Genomic DNA, 20,788 nt, shown 5'->3' with positions numbered 1-20,788 from the left:
ATTTTCCGCCACGGGCGACCATGCTGCTGCAAAGATTCCTGATCCGTCTTCTGACGATGGCGATCACGCTGTTCGGCGTGGCCGTCGTCGTCTTTATCGTCATCCGTGTCGCGCCGGGCGACCCGATCGCGATGATGCTGCCGCCCGGCGCGACCGATGCCGACATCGCTCGGCTGCGCGCGCTTTACGGGCTGGACAAGACCATCGTCCAGCAATTCTTCATCTGGCTGGCCGGTGTCGTCAGGGGCGATTTCGGCACGTCGATCTCACTGCGGCAGGACGTGCTTGGGCTGGTCTTCAATCGCCTCCCGGCCACGCTGGAACTCGCCATCGTCGCGCTTGTGATGGCGCTGGCGATCGGCGGCACGACGGCGATCCTCGGCGCGCGCGAACGCGGCACCGCGGTCGAAGCCGGCATCGACATTGCCAGCGGTGCGGCACTCTCGATTCCCGATTTCCTGTGGGGCCTGGTGCTGATCCTTCTGTTCGGCGTGCTGGTGCCTATCTTCGACATTTCTGGCCGGGTGTCGCCGCAGCTCGACCTGCCCTTCGCCACGCAATTCTATCTGTTCGAAAGCATCGTACGGCTGCGCTTCGACCTGACCAGGGACCTGCTGGCACACATGCTGATGCCGGCGATTGCGCTGGCGCTGCCACTGGCCGCGATCATCTCGCAGCTGCTGAAACAGTCGCTGAAGGAAGTGCTCGACCTCGACTACGTCGTGCTGGCGCGGGTAAAGGGCTTTTCGGAAACGCAGGTCATCCTGCGCGAGGCGCTGAAGAACGCGGCCCTGCCGACGCTGACGCTGGTCGGCGTGCAGTTCACCTTCCTGATCGGCGGCACGGTCATCGTCGAACGACTGTTTTCCTATGAAGGTCTCGGCAACATGGCGATCGATGCCGTCATCAACCGCGACCTGCCGCTGATCCAGGGCATCGTGCTGGTCTTCGCGCTGCTGTTTGTGCTGATCAACCTTGCCGTCGACATGATGTACGCCCTGCTCAATCCGAGGCTGCGCCATGGATGAGGCCCGCATTTCGAGACATGGCTCGCGGGCACGCCTGTGGCTGGCCGGCGGCTGGCTGCTGATTGCGCTGCTGGCCGCAATTTTTGCGCCGCTGGTCGCACCGCAGGACCCGCTGGCGCAGGATTTGATGCTGGAGCGCCTGCCGCCGTTCTGGCTCGATGGAGCCGAGCCCGGCTACTGGCTCGGCACCGATAGTCTCGGCCGCGATCTCCTGTCACGGCTGATCTTCGGCGCCCGCATCGCCTTCATCGTCGCCTTCGCCGCCGCCATCGCGGCCTGCCTGGTCGGCTCGACGCTCGGCCTGATCGTTGGTTATTTCGGCGGCTGGGCCGACCGCATCATCTCGCGCATCGTCGATGTCTGGATGGCGTTTCCGCCGGTGCTGTTTGCCATCCTTCTGGTCGCAGTGCTCGGTACCGGCTTGAGCTCGGTTATCATTGCCATTGCCGTCATCGACTGGACGCGCTTCTGCCGGGTGATCCGCGCCGAGACGTTGGGCCAGTCGCGCATGGACTATGTCGAGAACGCCCGCATCGCCGGCTACGGCCGCATCGGCATCATGCTGCGCGAAGTGCTGCCCAATGTGGTGCCGTCGATCGTCGCGCTGCTGTCGCTGGAGATGGGCATTGCCGTCATCGTCGAGGCGATCCTGTCCTTCGTCAATCTGTCGATCTCGACCGACGACCCAACCTGGGGCGGCATCATCGCCGAGGGCCGCCTGTCGATCCATCAGGCCTGGTGGGTGCTGGTGTTCCCGCTGGTCACGCTGATCCTGACGGTGCTGTCGTTCAGCCAGTTCGGCGAAGGTCTCAGGGCACGTTTCGATCCGGTGCTGCGATGAACGCGCTGGCGAAACCCTGCCTTGACATACGCAGCCTTAGCGCGGTGCTGCCTAATGGCTTGCGCGTGCTGCGCTCGGTGTCGCTCGCCGTCGAGCCCGGCGAGGTGCGCGCGCTGGTCGGCGAGAGCGGCGCCGGCAAGACGATGATCGGCAAGGCGGTGCTTGGCGTGCTGCCCTCGAGCGTGCGCATCGTCGAAGGCGATATGTTGCTCGAGGGCGAGGACCTCGGCAAGCTTCAGCCAAAGGCAAGGCGCACGCTGATCGGCGCGCGCACGGCGCTGATCCCGCAAGACCCGCTGACCGCGCTCAACCCGTCACGGCGAATCGGCCCGCAGATGACCGACCGGCTGGTGCGCATCCTCGGCTGGAGCGGCGAGAAGGCCGATGCACGCATCCGCCAATTGCTGGACGAGGTGCAAATCCGCGACCCCGAGCGTGTCCTCAAATGCTATCCGCACGAGCTGTCCGGCGGCATGCGCCAGCGCGTGCTGATCGCCGCGGCGTTTGCGGCCGAACCAAGGCTGATCGTCGCCGACGAGCCGACCACGGCGCTCGACGTGACTGTGCAGAAGCAGATCCTGCGGCTGATCGCGCAACTGCAGCGCGAGCACGGCACGGCGATCCTGTTCATTACCCATGATCTCGGCGTCGTCGCCAAGATCAGCCAGAAGGTCTCGGTGCTCTATGCCGGCAAGGTGGTCGAGGAGGCCGAAACGGCCGCTCTCTTCGCCGCTCCGCAGCACCCCTACACGCGAGCTCTGATGGCCGCGACGCCACGCTACACCGACCCCTTCGCCTCGCTGAAGCCGGTGGACGAGGCGGTGCTGGCCGGGCTTGCTTCGGAGATCGCCGCCGCCGATCAGGCCTGGAGGCGCCCGCATGGCTGAGCCGCTGTTTTCCGTGCGTGGGCTGAAGGTCGCGCTGCCCGACATGACGCGCAAGCCGCTGATCGGCCGCGCGCCCTTGGCCGAGATCCTGAAAGGGCTGGATTTCGACCTGCCAAAGGGATCGGTGACCGGCATCGTCGGCGAATCCGGCTCCGGCAAATCGACGCTTGGCCGCGCCTTAGTGCGGCTTCTGGAGCCGAGCGCCGGCAAGGTCATCTTCGACGGCCGCGACATCACACATCTGCCTGAGGCCGAGCTCCGGCCGCTGCGCCGCAATCTGCAGATGATCTTCCAGGATCCGATGTCGTCGCTCAACCCGCGCCGCACCATCTTCAGCATCATCGCAGCACCGCTCAAGCAGAACGGGCTTGGCGACAACCTCAGGGATCGTGTCGCGGAGGCGCTTCAGCGCGTCGGCCTGCCGCAAGGCTTCGCCAGCCGCTATCGTCATGAATTGTCGGGCGGCCAGCGCCAGCGCGTCGGCATTGCCCGCGCGCTGGCGCTGTCGCCGAAATTCGTGCTGGCCGACGAAATCGTCTCAGGCCTCGACGTGTCGACGCAGGCACAGATCCTGACGCTGCTGGAAAAACTCGCCGCCGAAATGGGCCTGACCGTTGCCTTCATCAGCCATGACCTGTCGGTGATCCGGCGGCTCTGCCGGCACGTGATCGTCATGCGCGAAGGCGCGATCGTCGAAGCCAGCGCGACCGACGCTTTGTTCGAGCAGCCGCAGCAGCCCTACACGCGCGATCTGCTCGCCGCCATTCCGCTGCCCGAGATCGATGATGCCTGGCTACTTCCCGCCGCAAAGGCGCCGGCATGAAACACAATCCTATTCGCACGCTAAAGAGCGGGCCTCGGGCGTGCGGCCGGCAAAATGTCCCGCGATGAAGGATGACTGACATGAAGAATGCAATCCGCTACGCAGTGCTCATCGCCACCGTGCTGGGAGGCATCGGCACCGCTTACGCCAGTTCCATTCCCGGCATGCGTGGCCACGACCACACCGGCGTCACCGTCCCCGACATGGAGCAGGCGGTCGATTTCTTCACCGAGGTGGTTGGCTGCAAGAAGGCGATGTCGTTCGGCCCGTTCGCCGACGACAAGGGCACATTCATGCAGGATCTGCTGGGCGTCGATCCCAAGGCGGTGATCGAGGAGATCACCCTGGTCCGCTGCGGACACGGGTCGAACATCGAGCTGTTCAAATACACCGCGCCGGACCAGAAGGACCTGACGCCTCGCAACAGCGACATAGGCGGCTTCCATATCGCCTTCTATGTCGACGACATCGCCGCCGCAAAAGCCTATCTTGACGGCAAGGGCGTCAAGACGCGGATGGGACCGCTGCCGGTTACCGAAGGCCCGGCCGCCGGCCAGACCATCCTCTACTTCCAGGCGCCCTGGGGCTTGCAGTTGGAAGCGATCAGCTATCCCAATGGCATGGCCTATGAAAAAGATGCGGAGACGGTGCTGTGGAGCCCGAAGAACCCGGAAAAATAGCCCGGGGCGTCCCTTGCCTGCGCAAGCCGACTGCCGGCAAGCTGGGTTTCTGGGGCGGATTGTTTCAATCCTGAAACTTCAAGCTTGAATTAATCCGTCTCAGGCGTAAACTCGACAAACAGAAGCGAAGAGGAGATCGCACGATGAAAGTTGCGGTTCTCGGCGGCGGACCAGCCGGGCTCTACTTTGCAATCTCGCTGAAGCTCAGGGATGCCGCGCATGAGGTCACGGTGTTCGAGCGCAACCGTGCCGATGACACGTTTGGCTGGGGCGTCGTGCTGTCGGCCGAAACGCTGGAGAACCTGACCAAAAACGACCCGGTCAGCGCCGTCTGGATCCGCAAGCATTTCGCCTATTGGGACGATATCGCCGTCATCCATGACGGCGTGCGCACGGTCTCGACCGGTCACGGCTTTTGCGGCATTGGCCGCAAGCGGCTGCTCACGTTGCTGCAGCGGCGCGCGCGCGAACTCGGCGTCAAGCTGGTCTTCGAAACCGACATCGCCGATCCCAAGCCATATATGGAGACGCACGACCTGGTTGTCGCCGCCGACGGGTTGAACTCGAAAGCGCGGAGCGCCTTCGTCGACGTGTTCAAGCCCGATATCGACATTCGTAGATGCAAGTTCGTCTGGCTCGGCACCCACCAGAAATTCGACGACGCCTTCACCTTCATCTTCGAAAAGACCGAGCATGGCTGGGTGTGGGCGCATGCCTACCAGTTCGACAGCGATACCGCGACCTTCATCGTCGAATGCAGCGAGCAGACCTGGCAGCGCTTCGGCTTCGGCGCGATGTCGCAGCAGGAATCGATTGCCGTCTGCGAGCGCATCTTTGCCCGTCATCTCGGCGGCCACGCGCTGATGACCAACGCCAATCATATCCGCGGCTCGGCGTGGATCAATTTCCCGCGCGTCTTGTGCGAACGCTGGTCCTACAAGAACCTGGCGCTGATGGGCGACGCGGCGGCGAGCGCGCATTTCTCGATCGGTTCCGGCACCAAGCTGGCGCTGGAAAGCGCGGTGGCGCTGGCCGACTATCTGGAGTCCGAGCCAGACCTCGAGGCCGCCTTTAGCAAATATGAGGACGCCCGCCGCACCGAAGTGCTGAAGCTGCAGTCGGCGGCGCGCAATTCGCTCGAATGGTTCGAGGAGGTCGAGCGCTATCTCGGCCTCGATCCGGTGCAGTTCAACTATTCGCTGCTGACGCGTTCGCAACGCATCAGTCACGAGAATTTGCGGCTGCGCGATGCCGAATGGCTGGCCGGCGCCGAGGAGTGGTTCCAGCGCCAGGCCGGCGCCGGGGGCAACAATCTGCGTCGCGCGCCGATGTTCGCGCCGTTCCGGCTGCGCGGCATGGCGCTGCAGAACCGCGTCGTCGTCTCGCCGATGGCGCAGTACAAAGCGGTCGACGGCTGTCCGACCGATTGGCATTTCGCCCATTACGCCGAACGGGCCAAAGGCGGCGCCGGTCTCCTCTACATCGAGATGACGTGCGTCAGCGCGGAGGGCCGCATCACGCCTGGCTGCCCCGGTTTCTATGCGCCCGAGCATGAGGTCGCCTGGAAGCGGCTGGTCGAGTTCGTCCATGCCGAAACCGAGGCCAAGATCTGCGCCCAGATCGGCCATTCCGGTGCCAAGGGGTCGACCAGGCTCGGCTGGCAGGGAACCGACGTGCCGCTGCCCTTAGGCAATTGGCCCGTCATGGCAGCGTCTTCCGTGCCGTGGTCGCGGGAAAACCAGGTGCCTAAGGCGATGGACCGCGCCGACATGGATATGGTGCGCGACCAGTTTGTCGCTTCGGCCGAGATGGCGGCGCGCTGCGGCTTCGACATGCTCGAAATCCACGCCGCGCACGGCTATCTCCTGTCCTCCTTCATCACGCCCTTGACCAACCGGCGCACCGACTCCTATGGCGGCTCGCTGGAAAACCGCATGCGCTACCCCTTGGAAATCTTTCATGCGGTGCGCGCCGCGTGGCCGGCCGAGAAGCCGATCTCGATGCGCATCTCCGCCAATGACTGGCTGGGCATCGAAGGCGTGACGCCGGCCGATGCCGTAGAGATCGCGCGGCTGCTGCATGAGGCCGGCGTAGACATCTGCGACGTATCGGCCGGCCAGACTTCGGCCGTGGCAAGACCGGTCTATGGCCGCATGTTCCAGACGCCGTTTTCCGATCGCATCCGCAACGAGGTCGGCATGGCGACGATGGCGGTCGGCAATATCTATGAGCCGGACCACGTCAACTCGATCCTGATGGCGGGCCGCGCCGATCTCGTCGCACTGGCTAGGCCGCATCTTGCCGATCCGTATTGGACGCTGCACGCGGCCGTCATGCTTGGCGATCGCGGCGTCAAATGGCCGGATCCCTATCTGCCCGGCCGCGACCAGCTCTACCGGCTGGCCGAACGCGAAGCGGCAGCGGGGTTGAAAGTATGAGTGCCGCGGCGACGATTTCGCGGCGTCATGCGCTGGTCACCGGCGGCGGCTCCGGCGTCGGCCGCGCGATCGCGCTGGCGCTGGCCGGCGCGGGCGTTGACGTGACCATCTGCGGCCGGCGCGTGGAGCCGCTTGCCGAGGTCGCCGCGGAGAACAAGTCCATCTTCGCCATTGCCGCCGACGTCACCGACGAGACGTCGATGGCGTCGCTCTACGAGGCCGCGGAAGCGGCACGCGGAGCGTTCGACATCGTCGTTGCCAATGCCGGCATGTCCGGCAGTGCCCCGGCGCAGCGGACCTCGCTGGCAGACTGGCAGCGCACGCTCGACGTCAACTTGACCGGTGCGTTCCTGACGGTGAAGCCGGCGTTGGCCGGCATGGCAGTGCGCAAGACTGGCCGTATCATCTTCGTCGCTTCCACCGCCGGACTGAAAGGCTATCCCTATGTCGCAGCTTACGTTGCCGCCAAGCATGGCGTCGTCGGCCTGATGCGGGCACTCGCCGTCGAGACCGCCAAGTCCGGCATAACAGTGAATGCCGTGTGCCCAGGGTTTGTCGAAACCGAGATGCTGGAGAGCACCGTCCAGCGCATCGTCCAAACGACCGGCCGCTCGTCCGAGCAGGCACGGACAAGCCTAGCCGCGACCAACCCGCAAGGCCGCTTCATCCAGCCGGAAGAAATTGCGGCCGCGGTACTTTATCTGTGTGGCGACGCCGCCCGGTCGATTACCGGGCAGACGATTTCGATCTCCGGAGGTGAGACATGGTAGCCGGTCCCCTGCCCGCCCCGTCCGGACCCGGCAAGGACCGCCTGCGGCTGTGGATACGCCTGCTGCGCGCCTCGCGCACCATCGAGGCCGAGCTGCGCGAACGACTGCGGCAAGAGTTCAACACAACGCTGCCACGCTTCGACGTGATGGCCGCGCTCTACCGCGCGCCGGAGGGCATGCTGATGAGCGATCTTTCGCGCTTCCTGCTGGTGTCCAACGGCAATGTCACCGGCATCATCGACCGGCTGGTCTCGGAAGGGTTGGTGATGCGGGCCCGACGCAATGGCGACCGCCGTACCTCGATGGTACGGCTGACGGAAGAGGGATCGAAGATTTTCGCCGTGATCGCCGCCGCGCATGAGAAATGGGTCGGCGAGTTGCTGGGCAATGTGAGCGAGGATGAGGCGCGCCGGCTGACCGGCATGCTGACCTCCTTCCGCAGCAATTGGGAGGGACGGGAATGACGAAGCTGGCCGGCCGCAAGCCGAAGCATTTCCTCTGGCAGGTCGAAGGCAAGATCGCAAAGATCCGGCTCGATCGGCCGGAGCGCAAGAACCCGCTGACCTTCGACAGCTATGCCGAATTGCGCGACATATTTCGCGACCTTGTCTACGCCGATGATATCGATGCTGTGGTGTTCCTGCCCAATGGCGGCAATTTCTGCTCGGGCGGCGATGTCCACGAAATCATCGGCCCACTGGTCAAGATGGACATGAAGGCGCTGCTCGCCTTCACCCGCATGACGGGCGATTTCGTCAAGGCGATGCTGAATTGCGGCAAGCCGATTATTGCGGCGGTCGACGGCGTGGCGGTCGGCGCCGGCGCGATTATCGCCATGGCCTCCGATATCCGCATCGCCACGCCCCAGGCCAAGACAGCATTCCTGTTCACCCGCGTCGGCCTTGCCGGCTGCGACATGGGGGCCTGCGCGATCCTGCCGCGCATCATTGGCCAGGGCCGCGCCGCCGAGCTGCTCTATACCGGCCGCACGATGAGTGCCGAGGAAGGCGAGCGCTGGGGCTTCTACAACCGGCTGGTCGATACCGCAACGCTTGAGGCCGACGCGCTCGACATGGCCGCGCGCATCGTTTCCGGCCCGACCTTCGCCCATGGCATGACCAAGACGCAGCTGAACCAGGAATGGTCGATGGGTCTCGACCAGGCGATCGAAGCGGAAGCGCAGGCGCAGGCGATCTGCATGCAGACCCGCGATTTCGAGCGGGCGTACACGGCTTTCGTGGCTAAGGAGAAGCCGGTGTTCGAGGGAAATTGAGATGATCGCTTCCACGCTGGCGGGACAGCACCCCCCTCTGGCCTGCCGGCCATCTCCCCCTCAAGGGGGGAGATTGGATATCAGGCCCGCTTTCGCCAATCTCCAACATCGCAGGGAGAGCCGTGGCAGCGAAGCCGCCAATCTCCCCCCTAGAGGGGGAGATGTCCAGCAGGACAGAGGGGGGCGCCGTGGAGCGCCAGGGCCGGAGAATTGTGGAGGCAGCAATGCCTGACCGTTCCTTCCTTACCTGGCCGTTCTTCGAGGACCATCACCGCGAGCTGGCGGAGCGGCTGGAGGCATGGTGCGCCAAGAACCTGCCGGTTGCGCATGACGATGTCGACGCCGCCTGTCGCGAGCTGGTGGCCAAGCTCGGTAAGGACGGCTGGCTAAAGCCGACGGCGCTCGATACCGACAACCCTGCAGCACTCGACGTGCGCACGCTCTGCCTCACGCGCGAGACGCTGGCCCGGCATGACGGGCTGGCCGATTTCGCCTTCGCGATGCAAGGGCTCGGCACAGGCGCACTCAGCCTGTTCGGCTCGCCCGAGCAGCAGCATTGGCTGGCTAAGACACGGGCCGGTAAGGCGATTTCGGCTTTCGCGCTGTCGGAGCCGCGCTCGGGCTCGGACGTCGCCAATATGGAAATGACGGCCACGCGTGACCGCGACAGCTATCTCTTGTCCGGCGAAAAGACCTGGATCTCCAACGGCGGTATCGCTGACTTTTATGCTGTCTTTGCCCGCACCGGCGAAGCGCCCGGCGCCAAGGGGCTTTCCGCCTTTGTCGTGCCTTCCGAAACCGAGGGGCTGATCGTTGCCGAGCGGCTGGAGGTGATCGCGCCGCACCCGCTCGCCCGGCTGTCCTTCGACAATGCACGCATTCCAGCCTCGGCGCTGATCGGCAAACCCGGTGACGGTTTTCGCATCGCCATGTCCGTGCTCGACGTGTTCCGTTCGACCGTCGGCGCAGCGGCGCTCGGCTTTGCCCGGCGCGCGCTGGACGAAAGCATCACAAGAGTGGCCGAGCGCAGGCTGTTCGGTGCGCCGATGGCCGAGCTGCAGATGGTGCAGGGCCACATCGCCGACATGGCGCTGGATGTCGATGCCGCCGCGTTGCTGGTCTATCGTGCCGCCTGGACCAAGGACATGGGCGCGGGTCGGGTTACCCGCGAAGCCGCCATGGCCAAGCTGTTCGCTACCGACAAAGCGCAGGAGGTGATCGACAAGGCTGTGCAGCTGCATGGCGGCGATGGCGTCCGCAAGGGCCATATCGTCGAAAGCCTGTATCGCGAGATCCGGGCGCTGCGCATCTACGAGGGAGCGTCCGACGTGCAGAAGGTGGTGATTGCACGGCAAGTGATGGGAGCGGCCTGAGACAGGAGTTTGCGTGAAAATTATTGTCTTCGAGTTTTGAACGACCGGATTTGAGCATTGGGAGGTTTGACATGCACACCATCCTGCAGCCGGAAGGCTGGGCGAAACCCGTCGGCTACGCCAATGGCGTCGCCGCGCGTGGGCAGCTTGTCTTCGTCGGCGGGCAGGTCGGCTGGAACGGACAGGGCCGCTTCGAGACCGATGATCTTGTCGGCCAGGTGCGGCAGACGCTGGCCAATATTGTTGCTGTGCTCGCCGAGGCCGACGCCAAGCCGGAACATATCACCTCGATGACCTGGTACTTTACCGACAAGGCGGAATATTTGGCCAATCTCAAGGGGATCGGAGAGGTCTATCGCGAGGTGATCGGCCGGCATTTTCCGGCGATGGCCGCCATGCAGGTGATGGCGCTGGTCGAGGATCGCGCCAAGGTTGAGATCCAGGCCACGGCGGTTATTCCGGAGTGACGGCAACACGTGGCAATTTTTTAAGCTTAAAACTTTCGCCTTGAAAAGCGCGGTACTTTGGATAGCATCCAATGTCTTGCGACTGCCGTGCCGGGAGGGCTTTCCGGCAGTCCCGTCACTTGGCGCATCAAAACCGTGCGGGGCCAAACCCGTCCGATCACAACCAGAGGGAACGAAAATGAACTTCACCCGTCGCAACCTGCTGCTTCTTGCTGCTGCCATCGGCATCGCCGGCGGCCCGGCCTACGCCGAAGGCACGCTGAATGTCGGCGCCTATCCGACCAATCCGCCTTTTGAATACAAGAACGAGAGCGGCACGTTCGAGGGTTTCGAAGTCGACATCATCAATGAGGCGGCAAAGCGTATCGGCATGACCACCGACATCGCCGATCTCGGTTTCCAGGCGCTGTTCGCCGCCACCACCTCGAAGCGCATCGACGTCGCCATCTCGTCGATCACCATCACGCCGGAGCGGCTGAAGTCTCAGTCGTTCACGCAGCCCTACTATGATTCCGACATGGGCATCGCCGCGAAGGCCGACAGCCCGATCAAGGCCGAGGCCGACCTCAAGGGCAAGATCGTCGGCGTGCTGTCCGGCTCGACCGGCGAAGCCTGGGTCACGGCCCACCAGGAAGCGGACGGGTTCAGTGACGTCAAGGGCTACGACACGCAGCAGAATTTGCTGCTCGATCTCAGCTCCGGCCGCGTCGATGCGGCGGTCAGCGATATTCCGGGCCTGGAATATTCTTTCACCAGGATGAAGGATCTCGCCGTAAAAGAGCGCATCAAGACCGGCGAGCAGTACGGTCTGATGATGACCAAAGACCACCCGCTGCTCGGCAAGCTGAACGACGCGCTGACCGCGATGAAGAAGGACGGCACGCTGGCCGCGATCCACAAGAAGTGGTTCGGCAGCGACGCACCTGCCGATTCCTCGACCGTCAAGGAAATGCCTATGCCGAAGGCCTGAGCGGCAGTTCGCGCTTAAATGTCGTGCCGGCTTTCGATGCCGGCACGATTTCGGATTTCGGGCTCGGGCTCGAGCGTCGCGGGACGCCAAACGTTTCGGAAATGCTGCGATGTCGCTGCTGGACACCTTCTTCAACGCCGACGTCATGGTCTCCAGCCTGCCGGCGCTGCTGCGCGGTTTCCTGAACACCCTGCTGCTCGGAATCATGAGCATCGGCATCGGTATTCCCGTCGGCCTCGCGATCAGCCTGGTGCGACTCTATGCGCCAAAGCCGCTTCGGCTGCTGGCTGTCGGCTACATTGACATTTTCCGGGCGATGCCGGTGCTGGTCGTGCTGATCCTGATCTACTATGCGCTGCCGTTCCTCGGCATTCGCCTGTCATCGTGGACGTCCGCGGTGATGGCCTTCGCCATCATCATGGCGGCCTATTCGGCCGAGGTGTTCCGCTCCGGTATAGAGAGCATTCCGCGCGGCCAGTTCGAGGCGGCGCAGGCGCTCGGCCTGCCGTTCTTGCTGACCTTGCGCAAGGTAGTGCTGCCGCAGGCGATCCGCGTCGTCATTCCGCCAATGACCAGCAATTGCGTTTCGATGTTCAAGGATACTTCGCTCGCTTCCACCGTGGCGCTGCCCGAACTGCTGAAGGAAGCGACCAACGCGCAATCGCTCTATGCCAATCCTTCACCGCTGATCGGCGCGGCGCTGGTCTATCTCATCTTTCTCTGGCCGATGGTCCGTCTCGTCAGCCTCCTTGAACGCCGCTTTCAAACCGAAAAGACCCGCTGAATCTGTCAGCGCACTTCGCAGGAGACGACCTTGAACCAGCATCAGATTTCGAAAACCGGCGATGCCGCAGCTTTCCCGGTCGAGACGATCCGCGCCATGTTTCCCGCCTTGCAGCAAGCCGGGGACTTCGTCTTCATGGACAATGCCGCCGGCGCGCAGATCCCGCAAAGCGTGCTCGATGCAGTCACCAACCATTTGGTCGCGCATAATGTGCAGCGCGGCGGCCGCTATGGCCGCAGCGTCACCGTCGACCAAGCCGTCGCCGGCGCTCGCGAAAGCGTGGCCTTGCTGATCAACGCCACCAACCCGGCGGAGATCTGTTTCGGCATGAACGCCACTTCGTTCATCCGCCTGGTCAGCCTCGGCATCGGCCAGATGCTTTCCGAGCGCCCAAACGGGGAGCGTGACGAGATCGTCATCACCGACATGGATCACGACGCCAATATCGCGACGTGGCTGGCGCTGGCGCCCGCCGGCGCCAAGTTCAAATGGTGGCGGATGCGCGAGGACGGCAATCTGCATGTCGACGATTTGCGCCCGTTGGTCTCAGAGCGCACCCGGCTCGTCGCCTGCACGGTAACGGCGCATTCGATCGGCTCGATTGTCGACGTTGCCTCCGTGGCTGGGATTGCGCATGCGGCAGGCGCCGAAGTGTTCCTCGACTGCGTGCATTTTGGGCCGCACGGGTTGATCGATGTGCAGGCCTGGGATTGCGACTATCTGGTCTGCTCCGGCTACAAGAATTTCTCGCCGCATATGGGCTTCCTGTGGGGCCGCTTCGAAACTCTGAAGCGCCTGCCGACCTTCCGCGAAGATTTCATCCCCGACGAGCCGCCCTACAAGATCGAGGCCGGTACCTTCATTTACGAGAACGTCTCCGGCATGGATGCCGCGGTGCGCTACCTCGAATCGATCGGCCGCTATTTCTTGTCAGAGAATAACCGGTCGCGCCGCGACAACATCGTCGCCGGCATGAATGCCATCCGCGACTACGAACAGGTGCTGGCGCGCGAAATGCTGGCGGTGCTCAAAGATTGCGGCGCGACGATCTACGGCGTGGCCGAAGAGGCACGCCTCAGCGAGCGCGTGCCGACCTTCTGCTTCAATGTCGGCACGCTGTCGCCGCAGAGGATCGTCGAGGAAATGGCCGAGATGCAGATCGGCATTCGCGACGGCCACATGTATGCGCCGCGTCTGATGAAGCGGCTCAACCTCAGCATGGACAGCGGCGCCGTGCGCGCCTCGCTGGTGCATTACAATACGATCGAGGAAGTCCGGCGCTTCGGCGAGGCGCTGCGCACCATCATCGCCCGGCTGTCCTGATCGGACTGGGCGGCGGCGCCGGCGCGATCCTCGTGAAGCGCAAAGGCGGTCGCACCCGGGTTCTCCAAGCCGGGGCGCAATTGCATGCTTGGGATCAAGTAATCGCCGCCATTCTGCTGCCGATAACGAATGGGCCGCATTGTCTCGAGCGTTCGCATCCTTTCGCGCAGTCGCTCCGCGACAGGCTCGAAATCCGCCTCCCCGAAACGGTCCACCCTGTAAACCACGAACGGCGGAAGCACGTCGTAGCCCGGATAGTATAGAATCCCGTGATTGATCGGGAACAGCAGGTCGTCGATCGGGCCGTTGACGCCGCGGGCGGAATAATGCTCCTCCCAGCCGCCGGTGGTCACGATCAGCATTGCGCGCTTGCCGGCGAGCGTTCCCTCACCAAAGCGGTCACCCCACCGCTTGTCGCTGTGCTCGCCAACGCCATAGGCGAAGCCGTAGGCGTACACGCGATCGACCCAGCCCTTGAGGATCGCCGGCATGGCGTACCACCACAGCGGGAACTGGAGGATCAGGGTATCGGCCCATAGCAGCTTGTCGATCTCCACTTTGACGTCTTCGGTCAGAGTGCCGCTCGCAAAAGCTTTTTTGGAGGCGCCGGCCGGCAGGAAGCGTGCTTCAGGCGGCCACGACGGAAAGTCGGCACGGTCTACCTCGGCTTTCCAGCCATCGGCGTAGAGGTCAGACACCCGCACCTCATGGCCTTGGGCCTCAAGTTCCCCGATGGCGACGTCACGCAGTGCGCCGTTGAGCGAACGCGGTTCAGGATGAGCAAAAACAAGCAGGACTTTCATGGGTCTACTCCGAAGAAGGACGATAGACACCAAAGGTAGCCAGCCGTGGGCTGATCCACTATATGTAGGAAATGTATAAGATAATGCCGAATAATGGATAGATCGGACGTCACCCTTGAGCGCATGCGCACCTTCGTTCGCGTCGCCGAGCGCGGCAGCCTCTCGGCGGTGGCGCGCGAGCTCGGAGTTGGGCAGTCGACGGTCACACGGCATTTGCGAGAACTCGAGGAGGCCGTCGGAGTGCCCTTGCTCAGCAGGACCACCCGGCGCGTCACGATGACCGATGAAGGCAGCCGTTACTATGCCGACAGCGTCCAGATCCTGCGCCTCGTCGAGCAGGCCGGCGATGAGGCGCGGGGCACGCGCGGCGCGTCGGCCGGCACGATCCGGATATCCTGCACGGCGGCGCTCGGGGTCTTGCATGTCAGCCGGCTGATCTTCGCCTTTCAGGACCGCTATCCCTACATCGGCATCGATCTCAGCCTTACCGACGAGCGCATCAACCTTGTGCGGGAGGGCGTCGACATCGCGCTTCGCCTCGGCCCGCTCACCGACAGCTCAATGAAACTGCGGGCGCTCGGGCAATCCCGGCGTCTGCTGGTGGCGGCGCCGGCCTATCTGGCGGCGCGGGGCAGACCGGCTGTCCCGCAGGATCTGCCTGGCCATGAAGGCATCCGGATGTCGAACATCGCGGGAAGCGACACGCTCACCTTGCAGGGGCCGGGCGGCGAGACCTTTGCGGTGCCCTTTGGCGGCAGATTTCTGGTCGACCATGGGCTTGCTGCGCGCGAAGCCCTTGTCGCCGGACGCGGCATCGCACCCGCCCACCACTGGCTTGTCGACGATCTTCTGGCGGCCGACCGGCTGGAAGTGGTCCTGCCGGGCTATTTTCCGCCTCCCGTCCCGCTGAGCATGCTGATCGTTCCGGAGCGTGCGGGCATTGCCCGGGTGCGGCTGCTGGTCGACTTTCTCGCCGAGCAGATCTCCGGCATTCCGGGGATCGAGAAGCGGTAGCCGGCCGGCAAACCTCGCCGGATCAGGCGGCCTTCTTCTTGGCCAACCGTGCCTTGATGCTGGCAACGTCGGCACGCGGCGTCGCCGCGAACAGCGTCCTGGTGTAGCTGTGCTTGGGGTCGGCGAAGACCTCGTCGCGCGAGCCGTATTCGACCGCTTCGCCGAAGTACATTACCATCACGTCGTCGGCGATGTAGCGCACCACCGACAGGTCGTGGCTGATGAAAACATAGGTTAGCTGAAACTCGTCCTGCAGGTCGGCGAGCAGGTTCAGCACCTGCGCCTGCACCGAAAGATCAAGTGCCGAGACCGGCTCGTCCAGCACCAGAAGGCTGGGGTTGAGCATCAGCGCGCGGGCGATGGCGATCCGCTGGCGCTGGCCGCCCGAAAACATATGCGGGTAGCGATTAAAGTGCTCGGGGCCGAGACCGACCTTCTTTAGCATCTTCATGGCAAGATCGCGCCGCTCGTCGGCCGTGCTGTCGGTATTGATGAGCAGCGGCTCGCCAAGCACGTCGCCGATCTTCTGGCGTGGATTGAGCGAACCATAAGGGTTCTGGAAGACGATCTGGACCTTGCGGCGCATTTCCTTCGACAGGCCGTTCCTGCCGATGTCTACCTTCTTGCCGTCGATGAAAAGCTCGCCGGAGGTCGCCGGGTCGATCAGGGTGATGATGCGGGCGAGTGTTGACTTGCCGCAGCCGCTCTCGCCGACGATGGCCAGCGTCTTGCCCTTGTCGACGCTGAACGAAACACCCTTGACCGCATGAACCGTACGGGAGGGGCGGAAAAGCCCGCCACCGACATGATAGTCGCGCACGATGTTCTTGCCTTCGACTACCGTCACGCTCATGAGGCGGTTCCTCCTGCGGACCGGGCTGCGACTACAGATGGGGCCGGCTCAAACAGCATGTCGGAAACAGTAGGCAACCGGTCGCCGACGGCGTTTTCGGGCAGCGCCGACAGGAGCGCGCGCGTGTAGTTGCTCTTGGGGGACTCGAACAGCGACAGCACGTCGGCCTCTTCCATCTTGCGGCCCTTGTACTGGACGATGACACGGTCGGCGGTCTCGGCAACCACCCCCATATTGTGGGTGATCATGATCAGGCCCATGCCATATTTGGCCTGCAGGCCGACCAGTAGATCGAGGATCTGCTTCTGGATGGTGACGTCGAGCGCCGTGGTTGGCTCGTCGGCGATCAAAAGCTTGGGATTGCAGGCGATGGCGATGGCGATCATGACGCGCTGACACTGACCACCCGACATCTGGTGCGGGAAGGAGCCCAGCCGTTCCTCGGGGTCGGCGATGCCGACCAACTTCATCAATTCGATGGCACGCGCCCGGCGCTGGGCGCGGTCCATGCCCATATGGAAGCGCAGCACCTCCTCGATCTGGAAGCCGACGGTGAAGCACGGGTTGAGACTGGCGACCGGCTCCTGGAAGATCATCGAAATGTCCTTGCCGACGATCTTGCGCCGCTCGGATGGGCCGAGCTTGAGCAGGTCGATGCCGCCGAAGGCCATGCGGTCGGCCCTCACCGTCGCGGTGTTGGGCAAAAGCCCCATCACCGCCAGCATCGCCACCGACTTGCCCGAACCGGATTCGCCGACGATCGCCAGCACCTCGCGCGGTTCGACCGACAGGTCGATGCCTTGTACCGCCATGAATGGTCCAGCGGCGGTGTCGAAGGAAACGGTCAGGTTCTTAATCTCGAGAAGAGGCATTGGATTATGACCTCTTCAGCTTGGGATCGAAGGCATCGCGCAAGCCATCGCCGATCAGATTGATGGCAAGCACAGTGATCAGGATAGCAAGGCCGGGGAAGGTCACCACCCAAGGCGCGCGCAGGATGAACTCGCGCGCCGAGGCGAGCATCGTGCCCCATTCCGGCGTCGGCGGCTGCGCACCGACACCGAGGAAGCCGAGCGCCGCAGCCTCGAGAATAGCGTTGGAGAAGGACAACGTCGCCTGCACGATCAGCGGTGCCAGGCAGTTCGGCAGGATCGTCCTCACCATCAAGCGAAGATGACCGGCACCAGCCACCTTGGCGGAGATGACATATTCGCGGTTCTTTTCGGCCATCACGGCGGCGCGGGTGAGGCGCGCAAAATGCGGCTGCAGCACCAGCGCGATCGCCAGCATGGCATTGAAAAGGCCGGGGCCAAGGATCGCCACCAGCACCAGCGCCAGAAGCAGCGACGGGAAGGCCAGGATGATATCCATGATGCGCATGATCAGCGTGTCGACCCAGCCGCGGAAATAGCCGGCGAGCACGCCAAGCACGATGCCGCTGGTGAGCGAGAAGACAACGACCACCAGACCGATGAACAGCGAGAAACGCGCCCCGAAGATCAACCGTGAAAGCATGTCGCGGCCGACCGCGTCGGTGCCGAGCAGGAACATCGATTTGCCGCCTTCCTGCCAGGCAGGGGGTGCCAGCAGCGCATCGCGAAACTGCTCGTCGGGCGAATGTGGGGCGACGAACGGCGCAAAGATCGCCACCAGCACCAGCGCCGAAAACACGACAAGGCCGATGACCGCGCCGGTGTTCATCGAGAAGTAGTGCCAGAACTCGGCGAAAGCCCGTTGCCTGCCGCCTGTCGGGATGGAGGCGGCGGTAGCTTCGGCGGCGGATTCGTCGGTCATCTCACTGCACCCGGATGCGCGGATTGATGACGGCGTAGAGCACGTCGACGATCAGGTTCACCGCCATGACGATCAGCGCGATGATCAGCAATCCGCTCTGGACGACGACATAGTCGCGCTTGCCGATGGCATCGATCATCCATTTGCCGATGCCCGGCCAGGAAAAAATGGTCTCGGTCAGAATGGCGCCCGCCATCAAGGTGCCGACCTGCAGTCCAATGGTGGTGACTACCGGGATCAGCGCGTTGCGAAAAGCGTGCAGACCGATGACGCGGCGCGGCGCCAGGCCCTTGGCGCGCGCGGTGCGGACATAGTCCTCGCCCAGCACCTCGAGCATCGCCGAGCGCGTCTGGCGCGCTATGACGGCGAGCGGGATCGTCGCCAGCACGATCGACGGCAGGATCAAATGGCTGACGGCGGATTTGAAAGCGCCGCTCCTGCCGGAGATCAGGCTGTCGATGAGCATGAACCCGGTCGTCGGCCTGAAGAAATACTGCAGGCCGATACGGCCGGAAACCGGCGTCCAGCCGAGATAGCCGGAGAAGAAGATAATGAGCAGCAACCCCCACCAGAAGATCGGCATCGAATAGCCGGTCAGCGCGACACCCATCGTCGCCTGGTCGAACCACGAGCCGCGCTTGACCGCGGCGAAGATACCGGCAGGAATGCCGAGCAGGACGGCGATGATCAACGCCACTGTCGCCAGTTCCAGCGTGGCTGGAAACAGCGCCTGGAATTCGCCGAGCACTGGCCGCTTGGTGGCAATAGATATGCCGAAATCGCCGGTCAGGACCCTGCCGATATATTCCAGGTATTGGATGACATAGGGCCGGTTGTAGCCAAACTGCTCGATGAGCTGGGCGTAGCGCTCGGGGCTGACGCCGCGCTCGCCCGCCAGGGCCAGGATAGGATCGCCGGGCAGAAGCCGGACGAAAGCAAACGCCGCCAGCGATATGCCGAACACGGTCGGGATGATCAAAGCGAGCTTGTGGAGGAGATAACGGAGCATCTTGCTTCATAGAACGGCGGCGCGGGAAGTCCAGCGCCGCCGTTCAATTTCTCAGGACTTATTCGGTGACGTCGACGCCGTCAAACCGATGAATGCCGAGCGGGTCCATAACGAAGCCCGACACCTTCTTGTTCATCGGCATGAAGACCTTGGAGTGGGCGATGGTCAGCCACGGAGCCTCACGCTTGAACACCACCTGAGCTTCCTCGTAGATCTTGGTGCGCTCGGCGACGTCCGTCGTTGCCTTGCCTTTTTTCAGCAGGGCTTCGAATTCCTGGTTGCACCAGATCGCATAATTGGACTGGCCGATGGCATCGCAACCGAGCAGGAAAAAGAAGTTGTCCGGATCGCCATTGTCACCGGTCCAGCCCAGTTGGAAGGCGCCGTCGCGATCCTTAGCCTTGCCGCGCTGGCGATACTCGGTCCATTCGTAACTGACGATCTCCGCCTTGACCCCGACGGCGGCATAATCGGCCTGGATCAACTCGGCGACGCGCTGGGCGTTCGGGTTGTAGGGGCGGCTGACCGGCATAGCCCAGATCTTCATCGACAGATCCTTGACGCCTGCATCGGCCAGCATCTTCTTGGCCGCCTCCGGATCATAGGGATCGTCCTTGATGTCCTTGTTATAGGACCACATGGTCGGCGGGATCGGGTTGATGGCCGGCGCACCGGCGCCCTGATAGACCGCGTCGATGATCGCCTTCTTGTTTACCGCCATGTTGAGGGCCTTGCGGACCTCGACCTTGTCGAAGGGCGGCTGCGTCGTGTTGTAAGCCATGTAGCCGATGTTCAGGCCTTCCTGCTCGTCGACCTTGAGGTTCGCGTCGGCCTGCAGTCCGGCAATGTCGGCCGGCGCCGGGTATGACATGATATCGCATTCGCCCGCCTTCAGCTTCTGCGCGCGCACGGCGGGGTCGGGCGTGATGGCGAAGATCAGATCATCGATCTTCTGGCGGCCGCCATAGTAGCCGTCCCATGCTGCATAGCGCACGACCGCATCGACCTGATAGTCGACGAACTGGAACGGACCAGTGCCGACCGGCTTCTGGGTGAACTGCTGCCTGGTGCCGGCCTTGTCGAGCTGGTCGGCATATTCCTTGGAAACGATCGAGGCGAAATCCATGCCGAGGTCCGGCAGGAAGGCGACTTCAGGCTTGTTCAGCACGAATTTCACCGTCAGGTCGTCGACCTTGACGATTTCCTTCAGGAGATCGGGGAAGCCCATGCCGGTGAAATATTCCCAGCCGGTGCCTTCCAGATAGCTGTACCACGGGCTTTCTTTCTTCCACTGGCGTTCGAAGGAAAAGATCACGTCGTCGGCGTTGAGGTCGCGCGTCGGCGTGAAATAATCGGTCGTCTGGAATTTCACACCCGGGCGAAGCTTGAAGGTGTATTCGAGACCGTCATCGGAAACCGTCCAGCTCTCGGCCAGGCCGGGCGAGATGGTGGTCTTGCCATGCTCGAACTCGACCAGGCGCGAATAGATGGTGCGCGACGAGGCATCGAAGTCGTTGCCGCCGCTCCATGGCGACGGGTCGAAGCCGGCCGGCGATGCCTCCGAGCAATAGACCAGTTGTTTTGCATTGGCCACGCCGCCGAGGACGCTTGCAGCCAGCAACGCGGCTGCAAAAGTCAGTTTCTTTTTCATTGAGCAC

21 protein-coding genes are annotated in these 20,788 nt (G+C 63.4%); 15 read left to right on the top strand and 6 right to left on the bottom strand.

Translation table 11 applies throughout. The features are described 5' to 3' along the window. Positions 1-20 precede the first annotated feature (20 nt). The 14 genes from NKI59_RS07665 (at position 21) to NKI59_RS07600 (ending at position 13,657) form a co-directional block, all read left to right on the top strand. Entirely contained in the window at positions 21-1,028 is a 1,008-nt protein-coding gene (locus NKI59_RS07665; RefSeq protein WP_023676841.1) for an ABC transporter permease, read from the top strand. Then, positions 1,021-1,869, top strand: a complete 849-nt coding sequence (locus NKI59_RS07660) for an ABC transporter permease (protein ID WP_352703354.1) — start codon at positions 1,021-1,023, stop codon at positions 1,867-1,869. The genes NKI59_RS07665 and NKI59_RS07660 overlap by 8 nt, the downstream gene beginning before the upstream one ends. After that, positions 1,866-2,756 (top strand): ABC transporter ATP-binding protein, encoded by an 891-nt coding sequence (locus NKI59_RS07655; protein WP_352703352.1) that lies wholly within the window; start codon positions 1,866-1,868, stop codon positions 2,754-2,756. Before NKI59_RS07660 ends, NKI59_RS07655 begins: the two co-directional genes overlap by 4 nt. Continuing rightward, positions 2,749-3,579, top strand: a complete 831-nt coding sequence (locus NKI59_RS07650; RefSeq protein ID WP_352703350.1) for an ATP-binding cassette domain-containing protein — start codon at positions 2,749-2,751, stop codon at positions 3,577-3,579. The genes NKI59_RS07655 and NKI59_RS07650 overlap by 8 nt, the downstream gene beginning before the upstream one ends. A gap of 80 nt (positions 3,580-3,659) precedes the next feature. Continuing rightward, the gene (locus NKI59_RS07645; protein WP_352703347.1) at positions 3,660-4,259 is read left to right on the top strand and encodes a VOC family protein; all 600 of its coding nucleotides are present in this window, start codon (positions 3,660-3,662) and stop codon (positions 4,257-4,259) included. A 143-nt stretch (positions 4,260-4,402) separates the two neighbouring features. Next, a complete protein-coding gene (locus NKI59_RS07640; protein ID WP_352570269.1) occupies positions 4,403-6,697 on the top strand; it encodes a bifunctional salicylyl-CoA 5-hydroxylase/oxidoreductase in 2,295 nt (764 codons plus the stop codon). After that, entirely contained in the window at positions 6,694-7,467 is a 774-nt protein-coding gene (locus tag NKI59_RS07635; protein WP_352455066.1) for an SDR family NAD(P)-dependent oxidoreductase, read from the top strand. Before NKI59_RS07640 ends, NKI59_RS07635 begins: the two co-directional genes overlap by 4 nt. Then, positions 7,461-7,931, top strand: coding sequence for a MarR family winged helix-turn-helix transcriptional regulator (locus NKI59_RS07630; protein ID WP_023676834.1), 471 nt, complete (start codon positions 7,461-7,463; stop codon positions 7,929-7,931). Before NKI59_RS07635 ends, NKI59_RS07630 begins: the two co-directional genes overlap by 7 nt. After that, positions 7,928-8,740, top strand: a complete 813-nt coding sequence (locus tag NKI59_RS07625; RefSeq protein WP_352703345.1) for an enoyl-CoA hydratase family protein — start codon at positions 7,928-7,930, stop codon at positions 8,738-8,740. Before NKI59_RS07630 ends, NKI59_RS07625 begins: the two co-directional genes overlap by 4 nt. 224 nt (positions 8,741-8,964) lie before the next feature. Next, positions 8,965-10,113 carry an acyl-CoA dehydrogenase family protein gene (locus NKI59_RS07620; protein ID WP_352703342.1) on the top strand — a complete coding sequence of 383 codons (1,149 nt, stop codon included), beginning with the start codon at positions 8,965-8,967 and terminating at the stop codon, positions 10,111-10,113. Between the two features lie 71 nt (positions 10,114-10,184). After that, positions 10,185-10,580 carry a RidA family protein gene (locus tag NKI59_RS07615; protein WP_023676831.1) on the top strand — a complete coding sequence of 132 codons (396 nt, stop codon included), beginning with the start codon at positions 10,185-10,187 and terminating at the stop codon, positions 10,578-10,580. A 178-nt stretch (positions 10,581-10,758) separates the two neighbouring features. Beyond that, positions 10,759-11,550, top strand: a complete 792-nt coding sequence (locus tag NKI59_RS07610) for an ABC transporter substrate-binding protein (protein ID WP_352570264.1) — start codon at positions 10,759-10,761, stop codon at positions 11,548-11,550. 109 nt (positions 11,551-11,659) lie between these two features. Further along, complete coding sequence (locus NKI59_RS07605) at positions 11,660-12,334, top strand: amino acid ABC transporter permease (RefSeq protein WP_292656040.1); 675 nt, start codon at positions 11,660-11,662, stop codon at positions 12,332-12,334. A gap of 30 nt (positions 12,335-12,364) precedes the next feature. Next, positions 12,365-13,657 (top strand): cysteine desulfurase-like protein, encoded by a 1,293-nt coding sequence (locus NKI59_RS07600; protein WP_352703340.1) that lies wholly within the window; start codon positions 12,365-12,367, stop codon positions 13,655-13,657. Here NKI59_RS07600 and NKI59_RS07595 read toward each other — a convergent pair. Continuing rightward, complete coding sequence (locus NKI59_RS07595; protein ID WP_352591258.1) at positions 13,588-14,460, bottom strand: NAD(P)H-dependent oxidoreductase; 873 nt, start codon at positions 14,458-14,460, stop codon at positions 13,588-13,590. The two genes, NKI59_RS07600 and NKI59_RS07595, sit on opposite strands and share 70 nt — an antisense overlap. Before the next feature lie 93 nt (positions 14,461-14,553). Here NKI59_RS07595 and NKI59_RS07590 point away from each other — a divergent pair, with 93 nt between their 5' ends. Next, entirely contained in the window at positions 14,554-15,474 is a 921-nt protein-coding gene (locus NKI59_RS07590; protein ID WP_352455059.1) for a LysR family transcriptional regulator, read from the top strand. A 22-nt stretch (positions 15,475-15,496) separates the two neighbouring features. On the opposite strand, the gene NKI59_RS07585 is transcribed toward NKI59_RS07590, so the two are convergent. The 5 genes from NKI59_RS07585 to NKI59_RS07565 are packed head-to-tail and all read right to left on the bottom strand — an operon-like array spanning position 15,497 to position 20,781. Further along, positions 15,497-16,327: a dipeptide ABC transporter ATP-binding protein gene (locus NKI59_RS07585; protein WP_023676825.1), complete on the bottom strand. Its 831-nt coding sequence runs from the start codon at positions 16,325-16,327 to the stop codon at positions 15,497-15,499. Beyond that, positions 16,324-17,199, bottom strand: coding sequence for an ABC transporter ATP-binding protein (locus tag NKI59_RS07580; protein ID WP_352703337.1), 876 nt, complete (start codon positions 17,197-17,199; stop codon positions 16,324-16,326). Before NKI59_RS07580 ends, NKI59_RS07585 begins: the two co-directional genes overlap by 4 nt. 4 nt (positions 17,200-17,203) lie before the next feature. Further along, complete coding sequence (locus NKI59_RS07575; RefSeq protein WP_023676823.1) at positions 17,204-18,121, bottom strand: ABC transporter permease subunit; 918 nt, start codon at positions 18,119-18,121, stop codon at positions 17,204-17,206. A gap of 1 nt (position 18,122) precedes the next feature. Then, positions 18,123-19,130, bottom strand: a complete 1,008-nt coding sequence (locus NKI59_RS07570) for an ABC transporter permease subunit (protein ID WP_023676822.1) — start codon at positions 19,128-19,130, stop codon at positions 18,123-18,125. A 58-nt stretch (positions 19,131-19,188) separates the two neighbouring features. Beyond that, the gene (locus NKI59_RS07565; protein WP_023676821.1) at positions 19,189-20,781 is read right to left on the bottom strand and encodes an ABC transporter substrate-binding protein; all 1,593 of its coding nucleotides are present in this window, start codon (positions 20,779-20,781) and stop codon (positions 19,189-19,191) included. Between the last annotated feature and the right edge of the window lie 7 nt (positions 20,782-20,788).

Source organism: Mesorhizobium sp. M0598 (genome assembly GCF_040320865.1).
In the GTDB taxonomy this organism is placed as follows: Bacteria; Pseudomonadota; Alphaproteobacteria; order Rhizobiales; family Rhizobiaceae; genus Mesorhizobium.
This window is presented reverse-complemented; position numbering and strand designations above follow the sequence as displayed.